Here is a 19086-nt window from a genome sequence, read left to right on the forward strand (position 1 = left end):
GCGTATGCTGCTGGCTAAAGAGGCAAGGGACAGCCTGCTGGCAAACTGCCAGCTGTGCCCGAGGCAGTGCGGTGCAAACAGGCTGCTGGGCAAGGGTGCCTGCGGCGGCGGTGACAGGGCGGTAGTGGCCAAGGTGAGCCTTCACCCGTGGGAGGAGCCTGTGCTGACAGGGGAAAAGGGTGCCGGTACGGTGTTCTTTTCCGGCTGCAGCCTGCGCTGCGTCTTTTGCCAGAATTATGAAATCAGCCATCAGGAAAAGGGGGTGGCGGTGTCTGATGAGGAGCTGGGCAGGCTTTTCCTCAGGCAGCAGGCGGCAGGGGCGGCGGTGCTGGATCTGGTGACGCCAACCCATTATGCGCCCCAGATAATCAACGGCATTTATTTTGCCCGGCAGGAGGGGCTTTCCTTGCCTGTGGCGTACAATTCAAGCGGCTATGAAGCAATCACCGCCCTGGAGATGCTGAAGGATAGCGTGGATGTTTTCCTGCCGGACTTGAAGTATTATGACAGCAGTTTGTCCGGGCAGTATTCCGGGGCACCTGATTACTTTGCCGTAGCCTCCGGGGCTATCGAGAAGATGGTGGAGCTGGCAGGGCCGCCAGTGCTGAATGATGCCGGTATCATGACCGGCGGCGTGCTGGTGCGGCACATGGTGCTGCCGGGAGCCAGGAAGGACAGCATGAAGCTTCTGGACTGGCTGTGGTCAGAGTTTGGGGATGATATTTATCTCAGCCTGATGAGCCAGTATACCCCCATGTATCGGGCAAAGGAGTTCCCCAAGCTTACGCGGCGGCTGACTACCTTCGAGTATGAGTCGGTGACGGATTATGCGGCAGGGCTGGGCTTTACCAGATGCTTTGTGCAGGAGCGGTCATCGGCAGATGCTGCCTATGTGCCGGACTGGGATGATGCCGGTGTGTTTTAAACGAATTTAAGAAATTAAATTTGGGATTGTTTTGAGCTCCAATTGCTAGTATAATGTATGTAGCAGACTATAGGGGTATCTTTGATATTTCAGGAATGATTAGGGAGAGGTGTGTTATTGTGGCAGAAGATGTTCGCGTAGAAGATGTATTTGATATGGATTTCTTGCAGAAGTTCCAGGATAACTTTGCGAGAGCGGTAGGTATGACTGCCGTTACTGTGGATGCGGATGGCAAGCCGATTACCCGTCCTACGGATTGGTCTGAGTTTTGCATGAAGTACACCCGTGGCACTGCGGAGGGTTGCCGCCGCTGCGAGCAGTGCGACAAAAATGGCGGTGAGACTGCTGCCCGTACCGGGCGTCCTACCCTGTATGAGTGCCATGCAGGCCTGTATGATTTCGGTGCGCCGATTATTGTAGATGGCAAGCAGATTGGTTCCATCCTGGGCGGCCAGATTCTGACGGCACCGCCTAATGAGGACAAGTTCCGTGCCTATGCCAAGGAGATTGGCGCAGACCCGGAGAAGTATGTGGAGGCAGTGCGCAAGATTCAGATTATGCCAAGGGAGCGCCTGGAGTATGCCGCAGAGGTGCTGTTCATGATGGCAAGCTCCTTCTCCCGGATGGGGCATTATCAGTATCAGCTGAGGAAGATGGCTGAGTCCATCAATGAGACTGCTATGCATGTTTCCGCAGCGATGGAGGAGCTGGCGGCTTCTGCCAACGATGTAAATGAGAATCAGAAGGGCTTGAATAAGGAGATTGAGAATGTAAGCGCAATTTCCAGCAAGATCAACGAGTTCACCAGCCTCATCAGGGATATTGCGAAGCAGACACGCCTCCTGGGCCTGAATGCTTCTATTGAGGCTGCCCGTGCAGGTACTGCCGGTGCAGGCTTTGCCGTAGTTTCCGAGGAAATCGGCAAGCTGGCTGACAGCTCCCGTGAGACTGTTGACAAGATTCAGGAGTTCACCGACCAGATTGGCGAGTCCGTAAACGAGACTGTTTCCAAGGGCGAGGCAACCTCTGAGATTGTAGGCCAGCAGACCTCCGCTATTGCCGAGGTAGCACAGGAGCTGACCAGGCTGTCTGAGACTGCCGGCAAGCTGGTGGAGCTGGCTAACCACAAATAAGATATTTTTTCAAAAGGCTGTCTTTTCAGGCGGCCTTTTTTTGTCGGAAGGTATTGTATTGCATGGAAAAGGGGATTTGCATGGAAAAGAAACCTGGCATGAAAAAGAGGATTTGCTTTATTGCAACAGGCGGGACTATTGCCTGCTCGGACAGCGGCAATGGGCTGATGCCCTCCCTGGGGGCGGAGGGGCTGGCAGCTGCCGTGCCGGAAGCAGGGGAGCTTTGCAGCATTGATTTTGTGCAGCTGATGCAGCTGGACAGCAGCAATCTCACCCCTGCCCACTGGCAGGAGATTGCCGGGGCGGTGGCAGAAAGGCATGATGCCTATGACGGCTTTGTTATCAGCCATGGCACGGATACCATGGCATATACGGCAGCGGCCCTTTATTATATGCTGGAGAATGTCAAGGTGCCGGTGGTGCTGACGGGCTCCCAGCTGCCTATGGAGCACCCGGAGACAGATGCCAAAAGGAATCTTCTGACGGCATTTCATGCTGCTGCCAGCGGCAGGGCCGGGGTGTTTCTTGCCTTTGACGGCCATGTGCTTTTCGGGGACAGTGCCAAGAAGCTGTACTCCAAGGAGTTCCACGCTTTCCACAGCATCAACAGGCCGGAGGCAGGGGTGATGGATTTTGCCGCAGGCAAAATGGTGTGGCACCAGCAGGACTGCCCTTCTTCCGGCAGTTTCCGACTGCACCGTCAGCTGGATGACAGGGTGATGGTGCTGAAGCTGCTGCCTGGCACCAGCCCGGAGCTGCTCAAGCTGGCAGTTGATGCAGGCTACAGGGGGATTATCCTGGAGTCCTTTGGTTCTGGCGGTGTGCCTACGGACGAGTCGCCTCATAGCTTTCTGCCGATGATTGATTATGCCATTCAAAAGGGAGTGGTGCTGGTCTGCACTACCCAGTGCATTTACGACGGGGTGCATCTTGAGACCTACGAGGTAGGCGTCAGGGCCATGCAGCATGGCGTTATTTCCGGCGGCACTGCTACAGTGGAGGCCCTGGCGGTGAAGCTGATGCTGGCACTGGGGGAAGGCAGGGATTTGACAGATTTTTAATTTGTTAATCAATTTGGGAAAGGATGACGTATATGGAGAAGGATATAGTATTGGAATCCAGGCTGGTGGGAACGATAAAAGGAGATTTTTTTGTTCCCTCTTATCAAAGAGGGTATCGCTGGGGCAAGACAGAGGTTGTTCGGTTATTGGATGATATTTATTCCTGCGATGGAGATAGTTATTATCTTCAGCCAGTAGTAGTAAGAAAAAATGGTAACAAATATGAATTGATTGATGGGCAGCAAAGATTGACTACTATTTATCTTATTTATCGTTACATGAATAATGTAAGTGGTGATTTACGTTATGCACCTAAGTTTTCTTTGGAATATGCTACAAGAAAAAAATCAGCAAGTTTCCTTCAGTCTGTGGATATGGCTAGAAAAGAAGAAAATATTGATTTTTGGTTTATATGCAATGCCTATGAAAGTATAGAACAGTGGTTTAAAGACAAGGATGAGCAGATTTTTGGTAACATTGACAAATGTTTTAACGAAAAAGTGCAAATTATTTGGTATGAAGTTAATGATAGCGATGATGAAGCCATATCGTTATTTGCCCGGTTGAATATAGGCAAAATTCCCCTGACTAGTGCGGAATTGGTTAAGGCTATGTTTTTGAGCAGGGATACCCGGCTGGGAATTGACGAGAATGTGAGGCAGGAAATAGCTCTCCAGTGGGATAACATAGAAAGGGACTTGCATAAGGATAATTTTTGGTATTTCCTTACTAATCAGAGTATTGCCAGCTATCAAACAAGAATTGATTTAGTACTTGATTTGGTAGCTGGCAAAAAGAAAAGCAATGGAGAAACATATTATACATTTTTTTATTTTGATAACATGCGTCAGGAAATTTCTATTAAAGAGATATGGCGCAAAATTCATAAGACCTTTTTAGTGCTAACAGATTGGTTTGAAAATCATAATTTATATCACAAAATAGGCTATCTTATTGCTGCTCAAGAATTAACTTTGATGGAAATATACAACATGTCCCTGAATAAGACGAAGCCTAAATTCATTGATGACCTTGATAGTCGTATAAAATACAGCATGAAAGATATTCATTCAGGATTGACCTATGATGATCCGGCTGACAAGAAGAAAATAAGGAAGTTGCTGTTTTTATTCAATGTGGAGTCAGTACATAGTTTTGAAGAAAATACTCAATGGTTTCCGTTTGATAAATTTAAGGTTATTGATAATGGCAAGGTGGCATGGAGCTTGGAACATATTCATGCCCAGCAATCCGATAGATTAAGGGACAAAAAGGCATGGAAAGAATGGCTGAATACGCATATTGAATCTATAAAAGTTGTAGCCGGTAATGAGAAAAATCTAATAGCTAAAATGGAAGCGGCACTCCATAAATCAGATTTGCGGGGTGAGGACTTTGATAAAATACAGCAGGAAGCTATAGATGTGCTGTCTGAAAAAGGAAATATAGGCGACATTCATTCTGTTTCTAATTTGGCACTGCTGAAAGCAAGTGACAATGCCGCACTGAGTAATTCTGTCTTTGATGTGAAGCGTAATGAAATCATAAAAATGGACAGTGAAGGTAAATACATTCCATTTTGTACTAGAATGGTTTTTCTAAAATATTATACGTCATCTGCTGACAATCAACTGCATTTCTGGGGCCAGTCGGATCGGGAAGCGTATCTCGCTGCCATTAACAGGGTATTGAATAAATATTTGCCGGAGAAAATAGTTGAGTAGAGCGAGGAAAAATATATGGAAGCAAAACTTCATTCATTTTTTGATATTTTTGATACTGGCGTGGAAGATGCTCAGGGCAATATACAGGTAAACAAGATTGTTATTCCTGTTATTCAGCGGGATTATGCTCAGGGAAGAACTTCTCCGGAAATTGCAAGGGTGAGAAAGCGTTTTCTTGATTCTTTGTATAGGGCTGTTACAGAAGAACCGGTAACATTGGATTTTGTATATGGTGATATTGATGTGAACGGTGTTATGACGCCTTTGGATGGTCAGCAACGGCTAACTACTTTGTTTTTACTTTATTGGTATGCAGCCCGGAAGTCAGCTATAACGGAGTGTGAGTTTTTAAACAAATTTAGTTACGAAACCAGGTGTACTGCCAGGGACTTCTGCCTGGAATTAGTAAATTTTGTGCCATCTTTTGATGGTGAGCTTTCAAAAGAAATCAAAGATCAGGCATGGTTTCCGCTTGACTGGCTCAAAGACCCTACCGTTAGTGCGATGCTGGTAATGCTGGATGCTATTGCTGAGAAATTTGCTGAGGTTTGTGACCTTTGGGAAAAGCTCCAAAATAATGCCATCACATTCTATTTTTTGCCTATCAGGGCTATGGGAATGACTGATGAACTTTATATAAAGATGAATTCCCGTGGCAAGCCTCTGACTGCGTTTGAGCATTTCAAGGCAGAACTTGAACGTGAACTTCGAAAAGTGGATGATGTGGCAGCCAAGCGAATAATGGGCAAGATAGACAGGGAATGGACTGATTTGCTTTGGGGGTATCGTAATGGGCATACAGGTACTGTGGCTGATAATATAGTAGATGATGAATTTTTGCGGTATTTCAAATTTGTTTGTGATATTATTGGCTATAGGGGCGGTGAATCGTTGCAGGGGAAAAGCAGAGATGAATTTGATTTGCTCAAAAGATATTTTTTCGCAGAGAGTGAGTTTGTAAGAGAGAATATAGATACATTAGAGATATTTTTTGATTGCTGGTGCGATATTCCGGGATATGATACGCCGACAGAATTTCTAAAATCATTTATTGCCGAAGGTGATGAACATGAACCAGGTAAGATAATTGCAGGTGATAAAAAGGATATATTTGAGGATTGCCTGCATAGAGATACAGGTTTAGTTTTAGGTAACAAAGTGCGTTTATATGCAATTATTGTTTATTTGCAAAATTATGATAGGGTGACAAGGCAAGAATTTGTTCGCAGAATACGCATAATAGACAATTTGGTGCGAAATTCAAATGATGAAGTAGTTGACAGAAGTGACCGTAATCGTATGCCGGCAATTTTGGCGCAGGTGGATACGATTATGCTTTATGGCAGGATTGACATCTTTAGAAAGACTAAGTTAAAAAAGATTAAGCGAAAAAAGGGTACGTTTAATTGGCATCAGTTGCTAGAGGAACAGAAAAAAATAAAGTTTGTGCATGAGCACCCTGAGCAAGCAGAGATTTTGTTTGAACTAGAAGACCATTATCTGCTTAGGGGGCAGATTGGTATTATCGGGCTTGAGCATTTAGACTATGCAGGCAGATTTTTTTCGTTGTTTTCTAATTGGAGCAAGGAAAAAATGGATAAAATAGATTGCGCCATGATGAGCCTAGGCGATTATGGGCAAAAGGAGTACTCTGGGAGGTATCAATATGCATCATATGATAAGGAGGAAGTGTGGCGAAAACTTTTTCATAGAAGTGGTAATTCTGATTTTGCTAAAACAAAGAATGTTTTGTTGAATTTACTGGCAAAAAGTGAAAGTTTTGATGATAATGTGTTGCAGAAAATAATTGATGATTTTATAGCAGAGTGTGAGGAGAAGCATGAATATCCTTGGCGGTATTATTATGTAAAGTATGATGTATACCGGGCGGGAAAAGATGGCAAGCTATATAATGATGCCACGGAAGAGCAACCATATCTTTTTTTGGTTATGCAAACCAAACTACGGTGTTCAAAAAATTCATATATGCCATATTTAAAGGCAGCTGATGATGAACATCTATCCGAAGAGTATTGCGGACAGATACTTATTTATGGTAATAGGTACATTATGTGCGAAAATGGTGGTTATCTGTTGTGTGATTTTAAAACTGATCAATTAATACGAAAAATATCTGTCAAGCAAAATGAAAAAGGAATTGATACAGAAGATAGAGTGGTCAGACTAAAGAAATACATCCGCAGGGCAGGTTTATGATTGCAAATTATCTTTGTGTAGTTTGACATAAGCCTGCCTGAGTGCTATTCTATTAGGAACACAGCATTTTTAGGAGAGTTCATAATAGATATTGAGATACAAGGAGGCCAATTATTTATGGCAGAGGAAGCAAAGGAAGCAAAGACAGCAGGAAAAGCGGAGCCTACTATTGAGGAGGTTCTTGAGCATACATCTATTGCGGATGTGTATCATGCCGCAAAGCAGCTGGATGGTGTGGTGAGGAAGACAAGGCTGATTGAGAGCCCTTATTTTTCGGATTTGTGTGGCAACAGCGTGTATCTGAAGCCGGAGAATTTGCAGAATACAGGCTCTTTCAAGCTGCGGGGGGCGTATAATAAGATTAGCCAGCTTTCTTATGAGGAAAGGAAAAAGGGCGTTATCACCGCTTCTGCCGGCAATCATGCCCAGGGCGTGGCTTTTGCAGCACAGCAGCTGGGTTGCAAGGCGATTATCTGCATGCCTGCTACCACGCCTATCCTGAAGGTTGAGGCAACCCGCGCTTATGGTGCCGAGGTGGTTCTTTACGGTGACAGCTTCGATGATGCCTATGCCAAGTCCATGGATTTGCAGAAGAAAAAGGGCTATGTGTACATTCATCCTTTTAATGACCAGAAGGTACTGGCAGGCCAGGGAACTACTGCCCTGGAGATTATTGACGAGCTGAAGGATGTGGATGCTATTCTGGTGCCGATTGGCGGTGGCGGCTTCGCCAGCGGTGTGGCTCTTGCCACCAAGGCGGTTAATCCTCATGTGAAGGTTATCGGCGTGGAGCCTGAGGGGGCAGCCTGCATGGAGACTTCCTTTATGCAGGGCAGCGTAGCAACCCTGCCGATGGTGGATACCGTGGCAGATGGCTGTGCGGTGAAAACACCTGGTGATCTGACTTATGCCTTCTGCAAAAAGTACCTTGACCAGATTATTACGGTTTCCGAGATGGAAATCATGTCTGCCTTGCTGTCTTTGATTGAGAAGCACAAGTTGATTGCGGAGGGGGCCGGTGCCCTGAGCCTGGCGGCACTTAATAAGCTGCCGTTCAAGGGCAAGAAGGTGGCTGCTATCATCAGCGGCGGCAATATCGATATTTCCACTATCTCTGCCCTGATTGACAAGGCTTTGATTGCCCGTGGCAGGGTGTTCTGCTTCTCGGTGCAGCTGCCTGACAAGCCGGGACAGCTCCTGACTGTTTCCCAGATTTTGGCAGATGAAAATGCCAATGTTATCAAGCTGGACCACAACCAGTCCAAGGTTACTGACAGCTTCAAGAAGGTGGCGCTGGATGTTACTGTGGAAACCCACGGCCATGAGCACGTACAGCGCATCATCAGGGCATTGGAAAATGCTGGCTTTGTGATTGATAAGATTTATTAAATTTCAGTTTATCGTAGTGCTGGTTTGTTACTTCGTGCATATACTGAATGAAATAGTTTGATAGTTCGTGGACTCTGTTCAGACATTTAAAAGGGACAGGTAGCGGCAGTACCCATAGAAAACTCGCTCTCGCTCTTAGCACAGCCTCGCGCTTCTAAGCTCCTGCATCGCTTACGCTCGCACTCGCTAAGAAGCGAGGCTGCACTCAAGGTTTTCTTTGGGTACATGCCTCACCTGTCCCTCTTTGTGTCTGAACAGATACAACAGAATAATACAACTGCCACCAATTAGTATGAAGCTTTAGCAACTAATCCTACTTTACGAGCAAGCCTGAAAAGGGGGAGCCGGGAGGCTGACGAAACTTGCAATTGCCAACCGTTGCATAACGTATAGTGCAAGTAAACAATTCTTCAGCCCAACTGTATAAGTTGCATGGGATAAACTGCTAACCTTAGCATAAGAATATAGTGACATGTAAACAAGCCTGTTTATAAGAGCAGGTTGCCTTGCATAGCTGTTGGCAGTAGCAGGTCTCGTCAGCTCCCAGCCCCCCTATTTCAGGCTTATTCGTAAAGCTGTATGTAGCACTATGGTAACATATAACAATTGGCTTTTTATCATTTTGTTGTATCTGTTCAGACAAAGAAAGATGGGGCGGCAGGGCATTATGGCTGAATTATGTAGAGGGCGCGAGGGAGCGGATTGCTTTTTCGGATATGAGCCACCATCTTTTCCGCAGGAAAAGCGGCTCCGCTTGTCTGCGTAACTATGATAGATGGTGTTTTGGCCAGCCGTAATTTTGCTTGCGCAGCAAGCAAAATAGGCGTTAGTTGGAGACGGAGGCTGAGGTACGAAGCGGACCGTTTGTGGCGAATGGAGAAAAAGTATGTCCGTCCCGGGAGCCCGTGCCACAAAATTTTCAACCATTATTGTAATCACCTGCCGCCCCAGCCAATTTTTATTCTGAACAGAGTCCACGAAATATCAAACTACGTCATCAGTATATGCACGAAGTAACGATCAAGCACTACGAAAAACTGAAATAAAAAATAACAACTCCGCGGTGTGGATGCGGAGCTGTTATTTTAAGGGATTATAGGATGTTTAAGTAACGACAAGCGTTAAAGGGGATAACAAAATTACAAGATGCTAATTACAGCACACATGGCAACCATAGCAGCAAATACGCCTACGCGCATGCCCATGATGCCAAAGGAAAAATCAGTGCTGAAGGCTTCCAGCTTAGGGAGCACATTCAGGCTGAATGCCTCGGAGCCGGTAACACCAGCAGCTGCCACAGCAGGGTTTAACATGGTTTTCATGATAATAGCCTCCTTTCCATCACTTGGAATTGTATAGCTCAACTGTAAATCTCCTTGAATACTTGGGAGGTTTTCCAGCTGATGCCTTGCTTTCTTTTGATGATTTAAGTATACTGTAAAAAATGGAAAATATCTAATGCACAAACGACAGGAAATGTTCTAAAAGCGACAAAAATCAAGAAATTGTGAATTTTGTATACAAGGCCACAGGATGCTTTTGATGAGGATGGCAGGAATGCCAAGTGTGTATGTATTTTCTGCTTGAAGGAGGCGGCTGGCATGATTCAGCAGATGACGGCTATGCGGATAGCTGCTGACAAGGAAAAGGAGCAGCGGCATGAGACACCGCTTTTTCCCTGCAGCGTGTATGTTACTGACTGGCAGAGGGGCAGCATCGAGGGGTGCCCCTGGCACTGGCACAAGGATTTGGAGCTGATGTATCTGGCGGCAGGCAGCGTGCAGGTGGAGTGCAGCGGACAGCAGACTGTCCTGAAGGAAGGGGACGGACTGTTTTTCAACAGCAAAGTGCTGCACCGTTACCAGGTGGTGGGGGATGAGCCCTGCCATGTATGCTACCTGATTTTTAACCCGGATTTCGTTACCGGCGGGGCAGGCACTATCTATCATCAGAAATATATTCAGCCGCTGGTGTCGGATGCCAGCTATCCCTGCCAGTTTCTGTACGGCACAAGGCAGAAGGACGAGGGGATTATCGGCAGGATAAGGGCGGCATTTGAGGCGGCGCGCCGGGGGGAGGCAGGCTATGAATACGATGTCAGGTACAATGTCAGCAAGGCGCTTTTGCAGCTCTTGCTGGATTATCAGCCCCTGGCGCTGGCATCGAAGCATCTGACACCCCGGATGGAAAGGCTGCAGGAAATGCTGGATTTTCTGCACTGGCATTTCAGCGAGGATATTTCCCTGGGGCAGCTGGCGGAAAGTGCCGGTGTCAGCAGCCGGGAGGCACAGCGGTGCTTCAGGGATATACTGCACATGTCACCCATGGAGTATTTGCATCAGTACCGGATGCAGGTGGCGGAGGAGCTTTTGCTGGGAACAGCTGACTCCGTGCTGGATGTGGGCATCAGCTGCGGCTTCCCCAATCCCAGCCATTTCATCAAGTCCTTCCGGAAATACCGGGGCTGCACTCCCCGGGTGTTCCGCCAGCGGAATGCATGAGAGTCCTGTCGGTTTCTCAGAACAGACTATATGAAGGGAAATTTGTCAAGAGAACAGAGAGAGTTTATCCACATTTTGTTCAAAATGTGGATAAAATTGTGGATAACCTGTTAGTGTCTGTGCATAATCCAGGAAGTTATGCACAGATACATGGCAGGCAATGGGAAATACAGCAACGTATATGCACAGGCAGGACGCAACAGGCTGCAGGATATGCACAGGGATAATTTTAATGATTTTTCCCTGAAAATCGTATATAATATACCTGCATATATTAGGCAGAAAAAGTTATGTAACTGGCGGAGGGCTTTATGAGGGAATGGCGTGTTTGGCGAAAGAGGATTGTTTCAGCAGCTGTGCTGGGGTGCGCAGGGCTTCTGCTGACTGTGAATACGGCACTGGCATTTACAAATCTGCAAAAAAATTCCAGGGGGCCGGAGGTGCTGCAGGTGCAGAAATGCCTCAAGGCGCTGGGGTACAGCATCCCGGAGCTGGACGGTGTCTTCGGCAACAGCACCTACCGGGCGGTGATGGCTTTTCAGCGTTCCAACAAGATCAAGATTACGGGGGTTGTGGATAAAAAAACCTACAACGCCCTGCAGGTGGCAAGGCGGAATTTTGAGCTGAATGGCGGACTGGAAAGGGAAACTGCCGGGTCAGGTCGCGCAGATGATGGGGACAGCTGGCAGGATATGAAGGGCTCTGCCGTGAATGTGCCTGAGAGCCAGCCTTTTTTGCTCCGGGACAACGTGCCCAATGTCATCAGGACGGCAAAAAAATACATTGGGGTTCCCTACAAGTTTGGCGGTGATACCCCCAAGGCCTTTGACTGCTCCGGCTATTTGCAGTACGTTTTTGCCAGGCACGGCATGAATCTGCCCCGGACGGCGGATTTGCAGTTCAAGCTGGGGCGCAGCGTGCCAGCCAGCAGGCTGGAGGCAGGTGACCTGGTATTTTTCAGCACCTACGAGCCGGGAGCTTCCCACTGCGGCATTTATCTGGGCAACGGTGAGTTTATCCACGCCTCATCCAGCAAGGGGGTCCGTGTGGACAAGCTGAATGATGACTACTGGAAGGCAAAATACTATGGCGGCAAGCACATAGTGAAGTGAGATTATCCACAGCTCTTGTGGATAGAAAACTCACTTATCCACAAAAATTTATATTGGTGCAGGCTTATGCAGCTTGTTTGGTAAATTTAGCTGTCAGCAGCTAGGGATTATTGCAGCCCTAGCTGTTTTATTGTGTATATAGCGGTATAAATATGTGTAGATATGCATAAAGCCTGTGAATATGCTGTGGATAGCAATTACTATATGTTGTGCTCGAATTTGACATAGGACACTATATATTGTAAAATCTAGGTTGTAAACAAGATATATTAATTAAACGGAGAGAGTCGGAGTATGCAAAATATACGAAAACGCAATGGAGATATTGTCCCATTTGTCAGAAAAAAGATAGAAGACGCCATTCACAAGGCAAATCTGGAGTCCATCGACGAAACCTTTGATGGGCCGATTCTGAATATGCTTACGGATGATGTGGTAGCTGCCATCAGCAGCCAGGAGATTCCGGCAGTGGAGTTTATCCAGGATACTGTGGAGCAGGTGCTGATTAAGCATAATTACGCCAGCACTGCCAAGGCGTTCATTCTTTACCGGGCGGAGCACACCAAGATGCGCCAGGCTCAGGGGGATCTGATGGACATCTATGATGAGCTGACCTTCAAGAAGGCTGCCGATGCGGACATCAAGCGTGAGAATGCCAATATTGATGCGGATACTGCCATGGGCACCATGCTGAAATATGGCTCCGAGGGTTCCAAGTATTATATTGACAACTATATTTTGCCGAAGGATATTGCAGCAGCCCATGCTGACGGCGATATCCACATCCACGACAAGGATTTTTACATGCTGACGGAGACCTGCTGCCAGATTAACCTCCTGAAGCTGTTCAAGGGCGGTTTTTCTACTGGACATGGCTTCCTCCGGGAGCCAAATGATATCCGCTCTTATGCGGCTTTGGCGTGCATTGCCATTCAGGCCAATCAGAACGAGATGCACGGCGGCCAGGCGGTGCCGAATTTTGATTATTCCATGGCTCCGGGAGTGGCAAAGACCTTCCGCAAGCAGTATTTTGAGTATCTGGCTTCCTTCATGCGTGCTGTGTTCATGATGAAGATGGAGGATTCCCGCCTGCTGGCAAGGGAGGTCCGCCGCAGCATTCCTTTGGAGCTTACTATGTCCAACCTTGACGAGTACCGTCAGAGGCTGGTGGATTTCCTGCCTCATCATCAGGCAAGCCACAACTTTGAGTGGATTTCCCCGAATCAGACGGAGCGTGCCCACAAGTTTGCGGTGGAGTCGGCACTGGATGCTACGGACAGGGCTACCTTCCAGGCCATGGAGGCACTGATTCACAACTTGAACACCATGAATTCCCGTGCCGGTGCCCAGGTGCCATTCAGTTCCATAAACTACGGCACGGATACCTCCCCGGAGGCGCGGATGGTGATGCGCAACTTGCTGAAGGCTACCGAGGCAGGCCTCGGCAATGGTGAGACGCCGATTTTCCCTGTACAGATTTTCAAGGTCAAGGAAGGTGTCAACTACAATCCAGGGGATCCGAACTACGATTTGTTCCAGCAGGCCATGAAGACCTCCGCCAAGAGGCTGTTCCCGAATTTCAGCTTTTTGGATGCACCGTTTAACCTGGAGTATTACAAGCCTGGGGATTATAACTCCGAGGTGGCATATATGGGCTGCCGTACCCGGGTTATGGGCAACGTGCACGACCCTGAGAAAGCTGTTACCTGTGGCAGGGGCAACCTGAGCTTTACCAGCATCAACCTGCCGCGCCTGGCTATCAAGGCAGGCCATGACGTCCAGAAGTTCTATCAGGAGCTGGATGAGCTGATTGAGCTGGTATTCCGCCAGCTGCTGCACCGCTTCAAGATACAGTGCAGCAAGAAGGGGCGCAATTATCCGTTCCTCATGGGACAGGGCGTGTGGATTGATTCTGACAACATCGGCCCTGATGACAGCGTGGCAGAGGTGCTGAAGCATGGTACTTTGTCCATGGGCTTTATCGGCCTGGCTGAGTGCCTGACTGCCCTCACCGGCAAGCATCATGGCCAGTCTGCCGAGGCACAGAAGCTGGGGCTGGAGATTGTCAGCTACATGAGAAAGCGCATGGATGAGAAGTCGGAGCAGACCGGCCTGAACTTTACCCTGCTGGCAACCCCTGCCGAGGGGCTCAGCGGCCGTTTTGTCCGCATTGACAAAAAGGTATATGGCGAGATTCCGGGGGTTACGGACAAGGATTATTATACCAACAGCTTCCATGTGCCGGTGGGCTACGGCATTTCGGCAGCAGAAAAGGTCAAGCTGGAAGGACCGTATCACGCCATGACCAATGCAGGCCACATCAGCTATGTGGAGCTGGATGGAGACCCGTCCAAGAATATTAGGGCATTTGAAGCAGTGATCCGTTGCATGCACGATAACGGCATCGGCTATGGCTCCGTGAATCATCCGGTGGACAGGGATCCTGTCTGCGGCTACAATGGCATTATTGATACAGTATGCCCTCGCTGCGGCCGTACCGAGGCGGCACACAGGATGCGCAAGGTAGTGCCCCGTATCAGGATTAAGCAGCCTGTCCGCTGCAGCCTGGGAGATGAATAAGAAAATAGATTGCCTGCGGGTGATTTTTATGATGAAAGGAATGTTTAGCATGGTTGTGAATGGCATTAATGTAACTATCAGCGGTATTAACGATATGTCTGAGCAGGAAGTTGTGGCTTATATTGATATGCTGCAGGATGAAAATCAGGATGAGCTGTCCCAGCTGACGATTTCCCCTGCCGAAAATGGCGAGGTTAATCTGGATTATGTGCTGCAGCCAGCCAGGTTCGAGCGCATCCGCCGCATCACCGGCTATCTGGTAGGCACTATTGACCGCTGGAATAATGCCAAGCGGGCAGAGGAGCATGATCGCGTAAAGCATGGACTCAACTAAGCCGATTAAGGAAAACGGGGCGGCCGGGGAGCCTGGCTCCATCAGGCAGCTAAGCGTGCCAGGAGGCAGGCTGCGGATTGCCGGGACGGTGAATGACTCCATCGTTGATGGGGAGGGATACCGCTATTCGATTTTTACCCAGGGCTGCCCTCATGAATGTCCCGGCTGCCACAACCCTCAGACACATGATTTTCAGGGGGGCCGGGAGGTGGAGCCTGACAAAATCCTCCGGGCTGTACTGGCAAACCCGTTGCTGGAAGGGGTGACCTTCAGCGGAGGTGAGCCCTTCTGCCAGGCGGCGGTGCTGTCAGGCCTGGCGGCGCAGCTCCATGAGAACGGGCTGAATATCTGGTGCTACAGCGGCTACACCTATGAGCAGCTGACCAGCTGCCGCCAGCAGGCGGTGCGGCACCTTTTGCAGCAGGTGGATGTGCTGGTGGATGGGCCTTATGTGGAGGCGCAGCGGGATTTAACACTGAGCTTCCGGGGCAGCAGCAACCAGCGGCTGATTGATGTGCCGGCGTCCCTGAAGTGCGGCAGCGTGGTGCTTTATCAGCTGGAGGAATAATGTGCATGATATGTGCAATAGGATGATGCTGTGTGCTGTATGGTGTTTTTGGGTATTGTAAGCTGGCAGTGATAATTATTTGATTTTTATAAGAATTTCCATTAAAAGACCGTGTGAAGACAAGATTGTCGGACATGGTCTTTTTTGTGTTTATTTATAAAGCCTGTTTGTCTTGCGGGGGGGACACTCATGGTATAATGGTCGTGGAATGCTCTTTTTGCAGAGAAAGGATGGAGAAAATGAAGAGTAAAAAAAGTTTGACTGCAGCTGTTTTGCTGGGGCTGGGAGTATTGCTCACAGGAGCACAGGCTCCTCAGGTAGAGGCTGCCGCTGTGCAGCTGCCTGTTGTTGAAGTTGTTTATGAAAACATGGACGAAAGCACTATTAACGAGGTAAAGTATCTTTTGCCTGAATTGAAAAATGTTCAATTTCAACTTGCAATTTACGGTTATAATTTTTTGCTAAAAGTGGTATAATAACCCACATGAGTTTGTTGCAATGATCAGTAAACTTATATTTCTTGGGAAAGGTGATGTTATGCAGAAAAAGCATTTGTATTTTATTGCAGCGATACATCTCTGCAATGATATCAGCAGTGGTGCTATGCCGGCAGTGCTGCCGTTTTTTGTGCTGAATTATGGCATGGATTATACATCTATGGCGGGGCTGATGTTTGCAGGCTCTTTTTTGTCTTCGGTAATTCAGCCATTGTTCGGGTATTTTGCGGATAAGACCAGCAAGCTGTGGTTTATGGCGCTGGGAGTGTTTCTGACGGGTGTCAGCCTGGCGGTGACGGGCTTTGTGCAGGATTATTGGTGTATTTTCGCTGCTATAACCATGATGGGGATTGGTTCCTCTATATTTCATCCTGAGGCTGCCAGTATGGTGAACCATATTGCCGGGCGGCAGAAGGGCTCGGCAATGAGCATTTTTTCTGTAGGCGGTAATGGGGGCTTTGGCCTGGGGCCTCTTTTGGCTGTCTTCCTGATTACTATCTTCGGCATGGAGGGGCTGGCGTTTTTTGGCATTATCGGTGTAGTCATGGGGGCGGCAGCCTTTTTCCTGGTGCCGATGATTAAGGCATCTGCTGACAGGAAAATTGCCATGGCGGCACAGGCAGCCATGGCAGATACAGTAACTGGTGATGCTGATAGCTCCGGAAAGGATGACGATGGCAAAAATCAGTCGGGCAAATATAGCAGCAACGGAACTAATGACTGGGGAGCTTTTGGCAAGCTGACAGCTTTGATTACTTTCCGTGCCATGGTGTTTACCAGCCTCAGCAGCTTTCTGCCTTTGTATTGTATTCAGATTTTGGGGGCTTCCCAGCCGGTGGGAACGGCAACTCTTTCCATACTATCCTTGTCCGGCATCCTGACCACCCTGATAGGCGGTTATTTTGCTGACCGCTGGGGGTATATTGCCGTGCTGCGCTGGGGAACCAGCCTGCTTGTGCCTCTGCTGGTTATCTGCTTCTTCGGGGGCAGCATTTACTGGGTATATGCTATGCTGCTGCCGATGAGCCTTGCTCTGTACAGCACATATTCGCCTTTTGTGGTGCTGGGGCAGACTTATCTGGCGAAGAATATTGGCTTTGCCTCCGGGGTTACTCTGGGGCTGTCCTTTAGCGTAGGCGGCGTTACGGCTCCGTTCCTGGGACGGTATGCGGATATTTTCGGGCTGGAATCAGTCATGGTGCTGATAGTGGTGGCGGCTGTGCTTTGTGCTGCGGCATCCTTCATGCTGCCACAGCCGAAAAAAGCATGATTTTATACAGAGGCTGTCAGTAACATGTCTCGTCAGCCTCTCCGCCTCCCTTTTTCAGGCTTGCTCGTAAAGCCGGATTGATTATCTTGGTAGCGTACAGCAGAGTATAGTTGATAACTACGTGCATATCTGTTCAGACACAAGAAAGGACAGGTGCGGCATGTATCCAAAGAAAACCTTGAGTGCAGCCTCGCTTCTTAGCGAGTGCGAGCGCAAGCGACGCAGGAGCTTAGAAGCGCGAGGCTGTGCTAAGAGCGAGAGCGAGTTTTCTATGGGTACTGCCGCTACCTGTCCATTTTTAATGTCTGAACAGAGTGCACAAACTAACAAACTAACAAACTAACAAATTATGTCAGTATAGCACGAAGTAACGATTAAGCACTACGACAAACTGAAATTTACTCCGTCTGTCCGTGGTACTCAATGGAGCGTATTTCCTTGACGGCATTTTTTTCATCAACCATGACTACAGTCGGCTTGTAAGCAGCAGCTTCCTTTTCATCGAAGAAAGCGTATGCCATGATGATGACGATATCCTCAGGCTGTACCATGCGGGCAGCGGAGCCGTTGAGGCAGATGACGCCGGAGTTGCGCGGGCCAGGGATGACGTAGGTTTCCAGGCGGGCACCGTTATTGTTGTTCACCACCTGCACCCGCTCATTTGGCAGGATGTGGGCGGCCTCCATGAGAGCCTCGTCGATGGTGATGCTGCCCATGTATTTCAGATTGGCTTCGGTAACAGTGGCGCAGTGGATTTTTGATTTCAGCAGATTCAGTATCATTTTCTGTTCCTTTCTCACTTACAACAATTCAATAATTTCCAACTCAATAGTTCCAACTCGATAACATTTAACTCATTAACTTTTCAAAAGTCTTTTGGGTATTTTTCAGCCCAGTATGATATTATCAATCAGACGGGTTTTGCCAATCTTGACAGCAATGGCAAGGAGGCTTTCTCCGTTGACGGTTTCGATTTCCTTCAGCTCATCAAAGCTGTACAGTTCCACATAGTCAATGACAGCCATAGGCTCAGTGGCAATTTCCTCACGGACAACCTTTTTCAGTGCCTCCACGGATTTCTCGCCAGCTTCATAAGCCGCCTCTGCCTTTTTCAGGCTGCGGGAAAGCACCAGGGCAGCAGTCTTTTCCTCCGGGGAGAGGTAGGCGTTGCGGGAGCTTCTGGCCAGGCCGGATTCCTCCCGGACAATCGGCACCATGTTGATGTTGACCTGGATATTCAAATCCTTGACAAAGCGGCGGATAACCAGCACCTGCTGGGCATCCTTCTGGCCGAAGAAAGCTTCCTGGGCACGGCTCAGGTTCATGAGCTTGGTTACGACGGTGGCTACACCCCGGAAATGCCCAGGACGCTGGCCGCCGCACAGCTTGCCGGTGAAGGCAGACTCCACATTTACATAGGTGCCGTAGCCATCAGGGTACATTTCCTTTGGCTCAGGATGGAAAACTGCGTCTACGCCCACGGACTCCAGCTTCTGGCAGTCCTCCTCAAAGCGGCGGGGATATGCATCATAATCCTCGTTAGGGCCGAACTGGACAGGATTTACGAAAACAGAGGCGATGACTACATCACACTTTTCCCTGGCAGTACGCATCAGGGTGAGATGTCCCTCGTGCAGTGCGCCCATGGTAGGCACCAGCCCGATCACCTTGCCTGCCTGCTGGGCAGCCTTGGCAAATTCGGTAATTTCGGCAACAGTACGCAAAATTTTCATCTTTATCGTCTCCTTGCACACAACAAAACAGAAAAATAAAAT

The 19086-nt window shown here is 48.4% G+C and carries 16 protein-coding genes; 13 read left to right on the forward strand and 3 right to left on the reverse strand.

Annotated elements, in window-relative coordinates; genetic code table 11:
• The first annotated feature begins 4 nt into the window (after positions 1–4).
• The 6 genes from FYJ84_RS05710 to ilvA all read left to right on the forward strand — a co-directional run bounded on the left by FYJ84_RS05710 (position 5) and on the right by ilvA (position 8449).
• A complete protein-coding gene (locus FYJ84_RS05710) occupies positions 5–925 on the forward strand; it encodes a radical SAM protein (RefSeq protein WP_154406635.1) in 921 nt (306 codons plus the stop codon).
• A gap of 116 nt (positions 926–1041) precedes the next feature.
• A complete protein-coding gene (locus FYJ84_RS05715) occupies positions 1042–2058 on the forward strand; it encodes a PocR ligand-binding domain-containing protein (RefSeq protein ID WP_405739361.1) in 1017 nt (338 codons plus the stop codon).
• A gap of 80 nt (positions 2059–2138) precedes the next feature.
• Entirely contained in the window at positions 2139–3119 is a 981-nt protein-coding gene (locus FYJ84_RS05720) for an asparaginase (protein WP_235901366.1), read from the forward strand.
• A 32-nt stretch (positions 3120–3151) separates the two neighbouring features.
• Positions 3152–4843, forward strand: a complete 1692-nt coding sequence (locus tag FYJ84_RS05725) for a DUF262 domain-containing protein (RefSeq protein WP_154406637.1) — start codon at positions 3152–3154, stop codon at positions 4841–4843.
• A 15-nt stretch (positions 4844–4858) separates the two neighbouring features.
• Positions 4859–7060 (forward strand): DUF262 domain-containing protein, encoded by a 2202-nt coding sequence (locus FYJ84_RS05730; RefSeq protein ID WP_154406638.1) that lies wholly within the window; start codon positions 4859–4861, stop codon positions 7058–7060.
• Between the two features lie 117 nt (positions 7061–7177).
• Positions 7178–8449: a threonine ammonia-lyase gene (ilvA, locus tag FYJ84_RS05735; protein ID WP_154406639.1), complete on the forward strand. Its 1272-nt coding sequence runs from the start codon at positions 7178–7180 to the stop codon at positions 8447–8449.
• 1139 nt (positions 8450–9588) lie between these two features.
• Here the strand turns inward: ilvA and FYJ84_RS05740 are convergent.
• Positions 9589–9771 carry a hypothetical protein gene (locus FYJ84_RS05740; RefSeq protein WP_154406640.1) on the reverse strand — a complete coding sequence of 61 codons (183 nt, stop codon included), beginning with the start codon at positions 9769–9771 and terminating at the stop codon, positions 9589–9591.
• 192 nt (positions 9772–9963) lie between these two features.
• Here FYJ84_RS05740 and FYJ84_RS05745 point away from each other — a divergent pair, with 192 nt between their 5' ends.
• The 7 genes from FYJ84_RS05745 to FYJ84_RS05775 all read left to right on the forward strand — a co-directional run bounded on the left by FYJ84_RS05745 (position 9964) and on the right by FYJ84_RS05775 (position 17311).
• Positions 9964–10950 carry an AraC family transcriptional regulator gene (locus tag FYJ84_RS05745; RefSeq protein ID WP_154406641.1) on the forward strand — a complete coding sequence of 329 codons (987 nt, stop codon included), beginning with the start codon at positions 9964–9966 and terminating at the stop codon, positions 10948–10950.
• A 311-nt stretch (positions 10951–11261) separates the two neighbouring features.
• The gene (locus FYJ84_RS05750; RefSeq protein WP_154406642.1) at positions 11262–12062 is read left to right on the forward strand and encodes a C40 family peptidase; all 801 of its coding nucleotides are present in this window, start codon (positions 11262–11264) and stop codon (positions 12060–12062) included.
• Between the two features lie 294 nt (positions 12063–12356).
• Positions 12357–14642: an anaerobic ribonucleoside triphosphate reductase gene (locus FYJ84_RS05755; protein WP_154406643.1), complete on the forward strand. Its 2286-nt coding sequence runs from the start codon at positions 12357–12359 to the stop codon at positions 14640–14642.
• A 49-nt stretch (positions 14643–14691) separates the two neighbouring features.
• Positions 14692–14976: an anaerobic ribonucleoside-triphosphate reductase gene (gene nrdD, locus FYJ84_RS05760; RefSeq protein ID WP_154406687.1), complete on the forward strand. Its 285-nt coding sequence runs from the start codon at positions 14692–14694 to the stop codon at positions 14974–14976.
• Positions 14963–15544, forward strand: a complete 582-nt coding sequence (nrdG, locus tag FYJ84_RS05765) for an anaerobic ribonucleoside-triphosphate reductase activating protein (RefSeq protein ID WP_154406644.1) — start codon at positions 14963–14965, stop codon at positions 15542–15544. Before nrdD ends, nrdG begins: the two co-directional genes overlap by 14 nt.
• Before the next feature lie 239 nt (positions 15545–15783).
• Complete coding sequence (locus FYJ84_RS05770; RefSeq protein ID WP_154406645.1) at positions 15784–16020, forward strand: hypothetical protein; 237 nt, start codon at positions 15784–15786, stop codon at positions 16018–16020.
• A 61-nt stretch (positions 16021–16081) separates the two neighbouring features.
• Positions 16082–17311 carry an MFS transporter gene (locus tag FYJ84_RS05775; protein WP_154406646.1) on the forward strand — a complete coding sequence of 410 codons (1230 nt, stop codon included), beginning with the start codon at positions 16082–16084 and terminating at the stop codon, positions 17309–17311.
• Positions 17312–17709: 398 nt separating this feature from the next.
• On the opposite strand, the gene panD is transcribed toward FYJ84_RS05775, so the two are convergent.
• Positions 17710–18093 (reverse strand): aspartate 1-decarboxylase, encoded by a 384-nt coding sequence (gene panD, locus FYJ84_RS05780; protein WP_154406647.1) that lies wholly within the window; start codon positions 18091–18093, stop codon positions 17710–17712.
• 105 nt (positions 18094–18198) lie between these two features.
• Positions 18199–19044, reverse strand: a complete 846-nt coding sequence (gene panC, locus FYJ84_RS05785) for a pantoate--beta-alanine ligase (protein ID WP_154406648.1) — start codon at positions 19042–19044, stop codon at positions 18199–18201.
• Positions 19045–19086: the final 42 nt, after the last annotated feature.

Origin of the sequence: Anaerovibrio slackiae, assembly GCF_009695585.1 — a bacterium.
GTDB lineage: Bacteria > Bacillota > Negativicutes > Selenomonadales > Selenomonadaceae > Anaerovibrio > Anaerovibrio slackiae.

Bases quoted from the DNA above. Each gene is read 5' to 3' on its own strand.
- FYJ84_RS05710 (WP_154406635.1), top strand. From the start codon at position 5: ATGCTGCTGGCTAAAGAGGCAAGGGACAGCCTGCTGGCAAACTGCCAG.
- FYJ84_RS05720 (WP_235901366.1), top strand. From the start codon at position 2,139: ATGGAAAAGAAACCTGGCATGAAAAAGAGGATTTGCTTTATTGCAACA.
- FYJ84_RS05725 (WP_154406637.1), top strand. From the start codon at position 3,152: ATGGAGAAGGATATAGTATTGGAATCCAGGCTGGTGGGAACGATAAAA.
- FYJ84_RS05730 (WP_154406638.1), top strand. From the start codon at position 4,859: ATGGAAGCAAAACTTCATTCATTTTTTGATATTTTTGATACTGGCGTG.
- ilvA (WP_154406639.1), top strand. From the start codon at position 7,178: ATGGCAGAGGAAGCAAAGGAAGCAAAGACAGCAGGAAAAGCGGAGCCT.
- FYJ84_RS05740 (WP_154406640.1), bottom strand. From the start codon at position 9,771: ATGAAAACCATGTTAAACCCTGCTGTGGCAGCTGCTGGTGTTACCGGC.
- FYJ84_RS05750 (WP_154406642.1), top strand. From the start codon at position 11,262: ATGAGGGAATGGCGTGTTTGGCGAAAGAGGATTGTTTCAGCAGCTGTG.
- FYJ84_RS05755 (WP_154406643.1), top strand. From the start codon at position 12,357: ATGCAAAATATACGAAAACGCAATGGAGATATTGTCCCATTTGTCAGA.
- nrdD (WP_154406687.1), top strand. From the start codon at position 14,692: ATGGTTGTGAATGGCATTAATGTAACTATCAGCGGTATTAACGATATG.
- nrdG (WP_154406644.1), top strand. From the start codon at position 14,963: ATGGACTCAACTAAGCCGATTAAGGAAAACGGGGCGGCCGGGGAGCCT.
- FYJ84_RS05770 (WP_154406645.1), top strand. From the start codon at position 15,784: ATGAAGAGTAAAAAAAGTTTGACTGCAGCTGTTTTGCTGGGGCTGGGA.
- FYJ84_RS05775 (WP_154406646.1), top strand. From the start codon at position 16,082: ATGCAGAAAAAGCATTTGTATTTTATTGCAGCGATACATCTCTGCAAT.
- panD (WP_154406647.1), bottom strand. From the start codon at position 18,093: ATGATACTGAATCTGCTGAAATCAAAAATCCACTGCGCCACTGTTACC.
- panC (WP_154406648.1), bottom strand. From the start codon at position 19,044: ATGAAAATTTTGCGTACTGTTGCCGAAATTACCGAATTTGCCAAGGCT.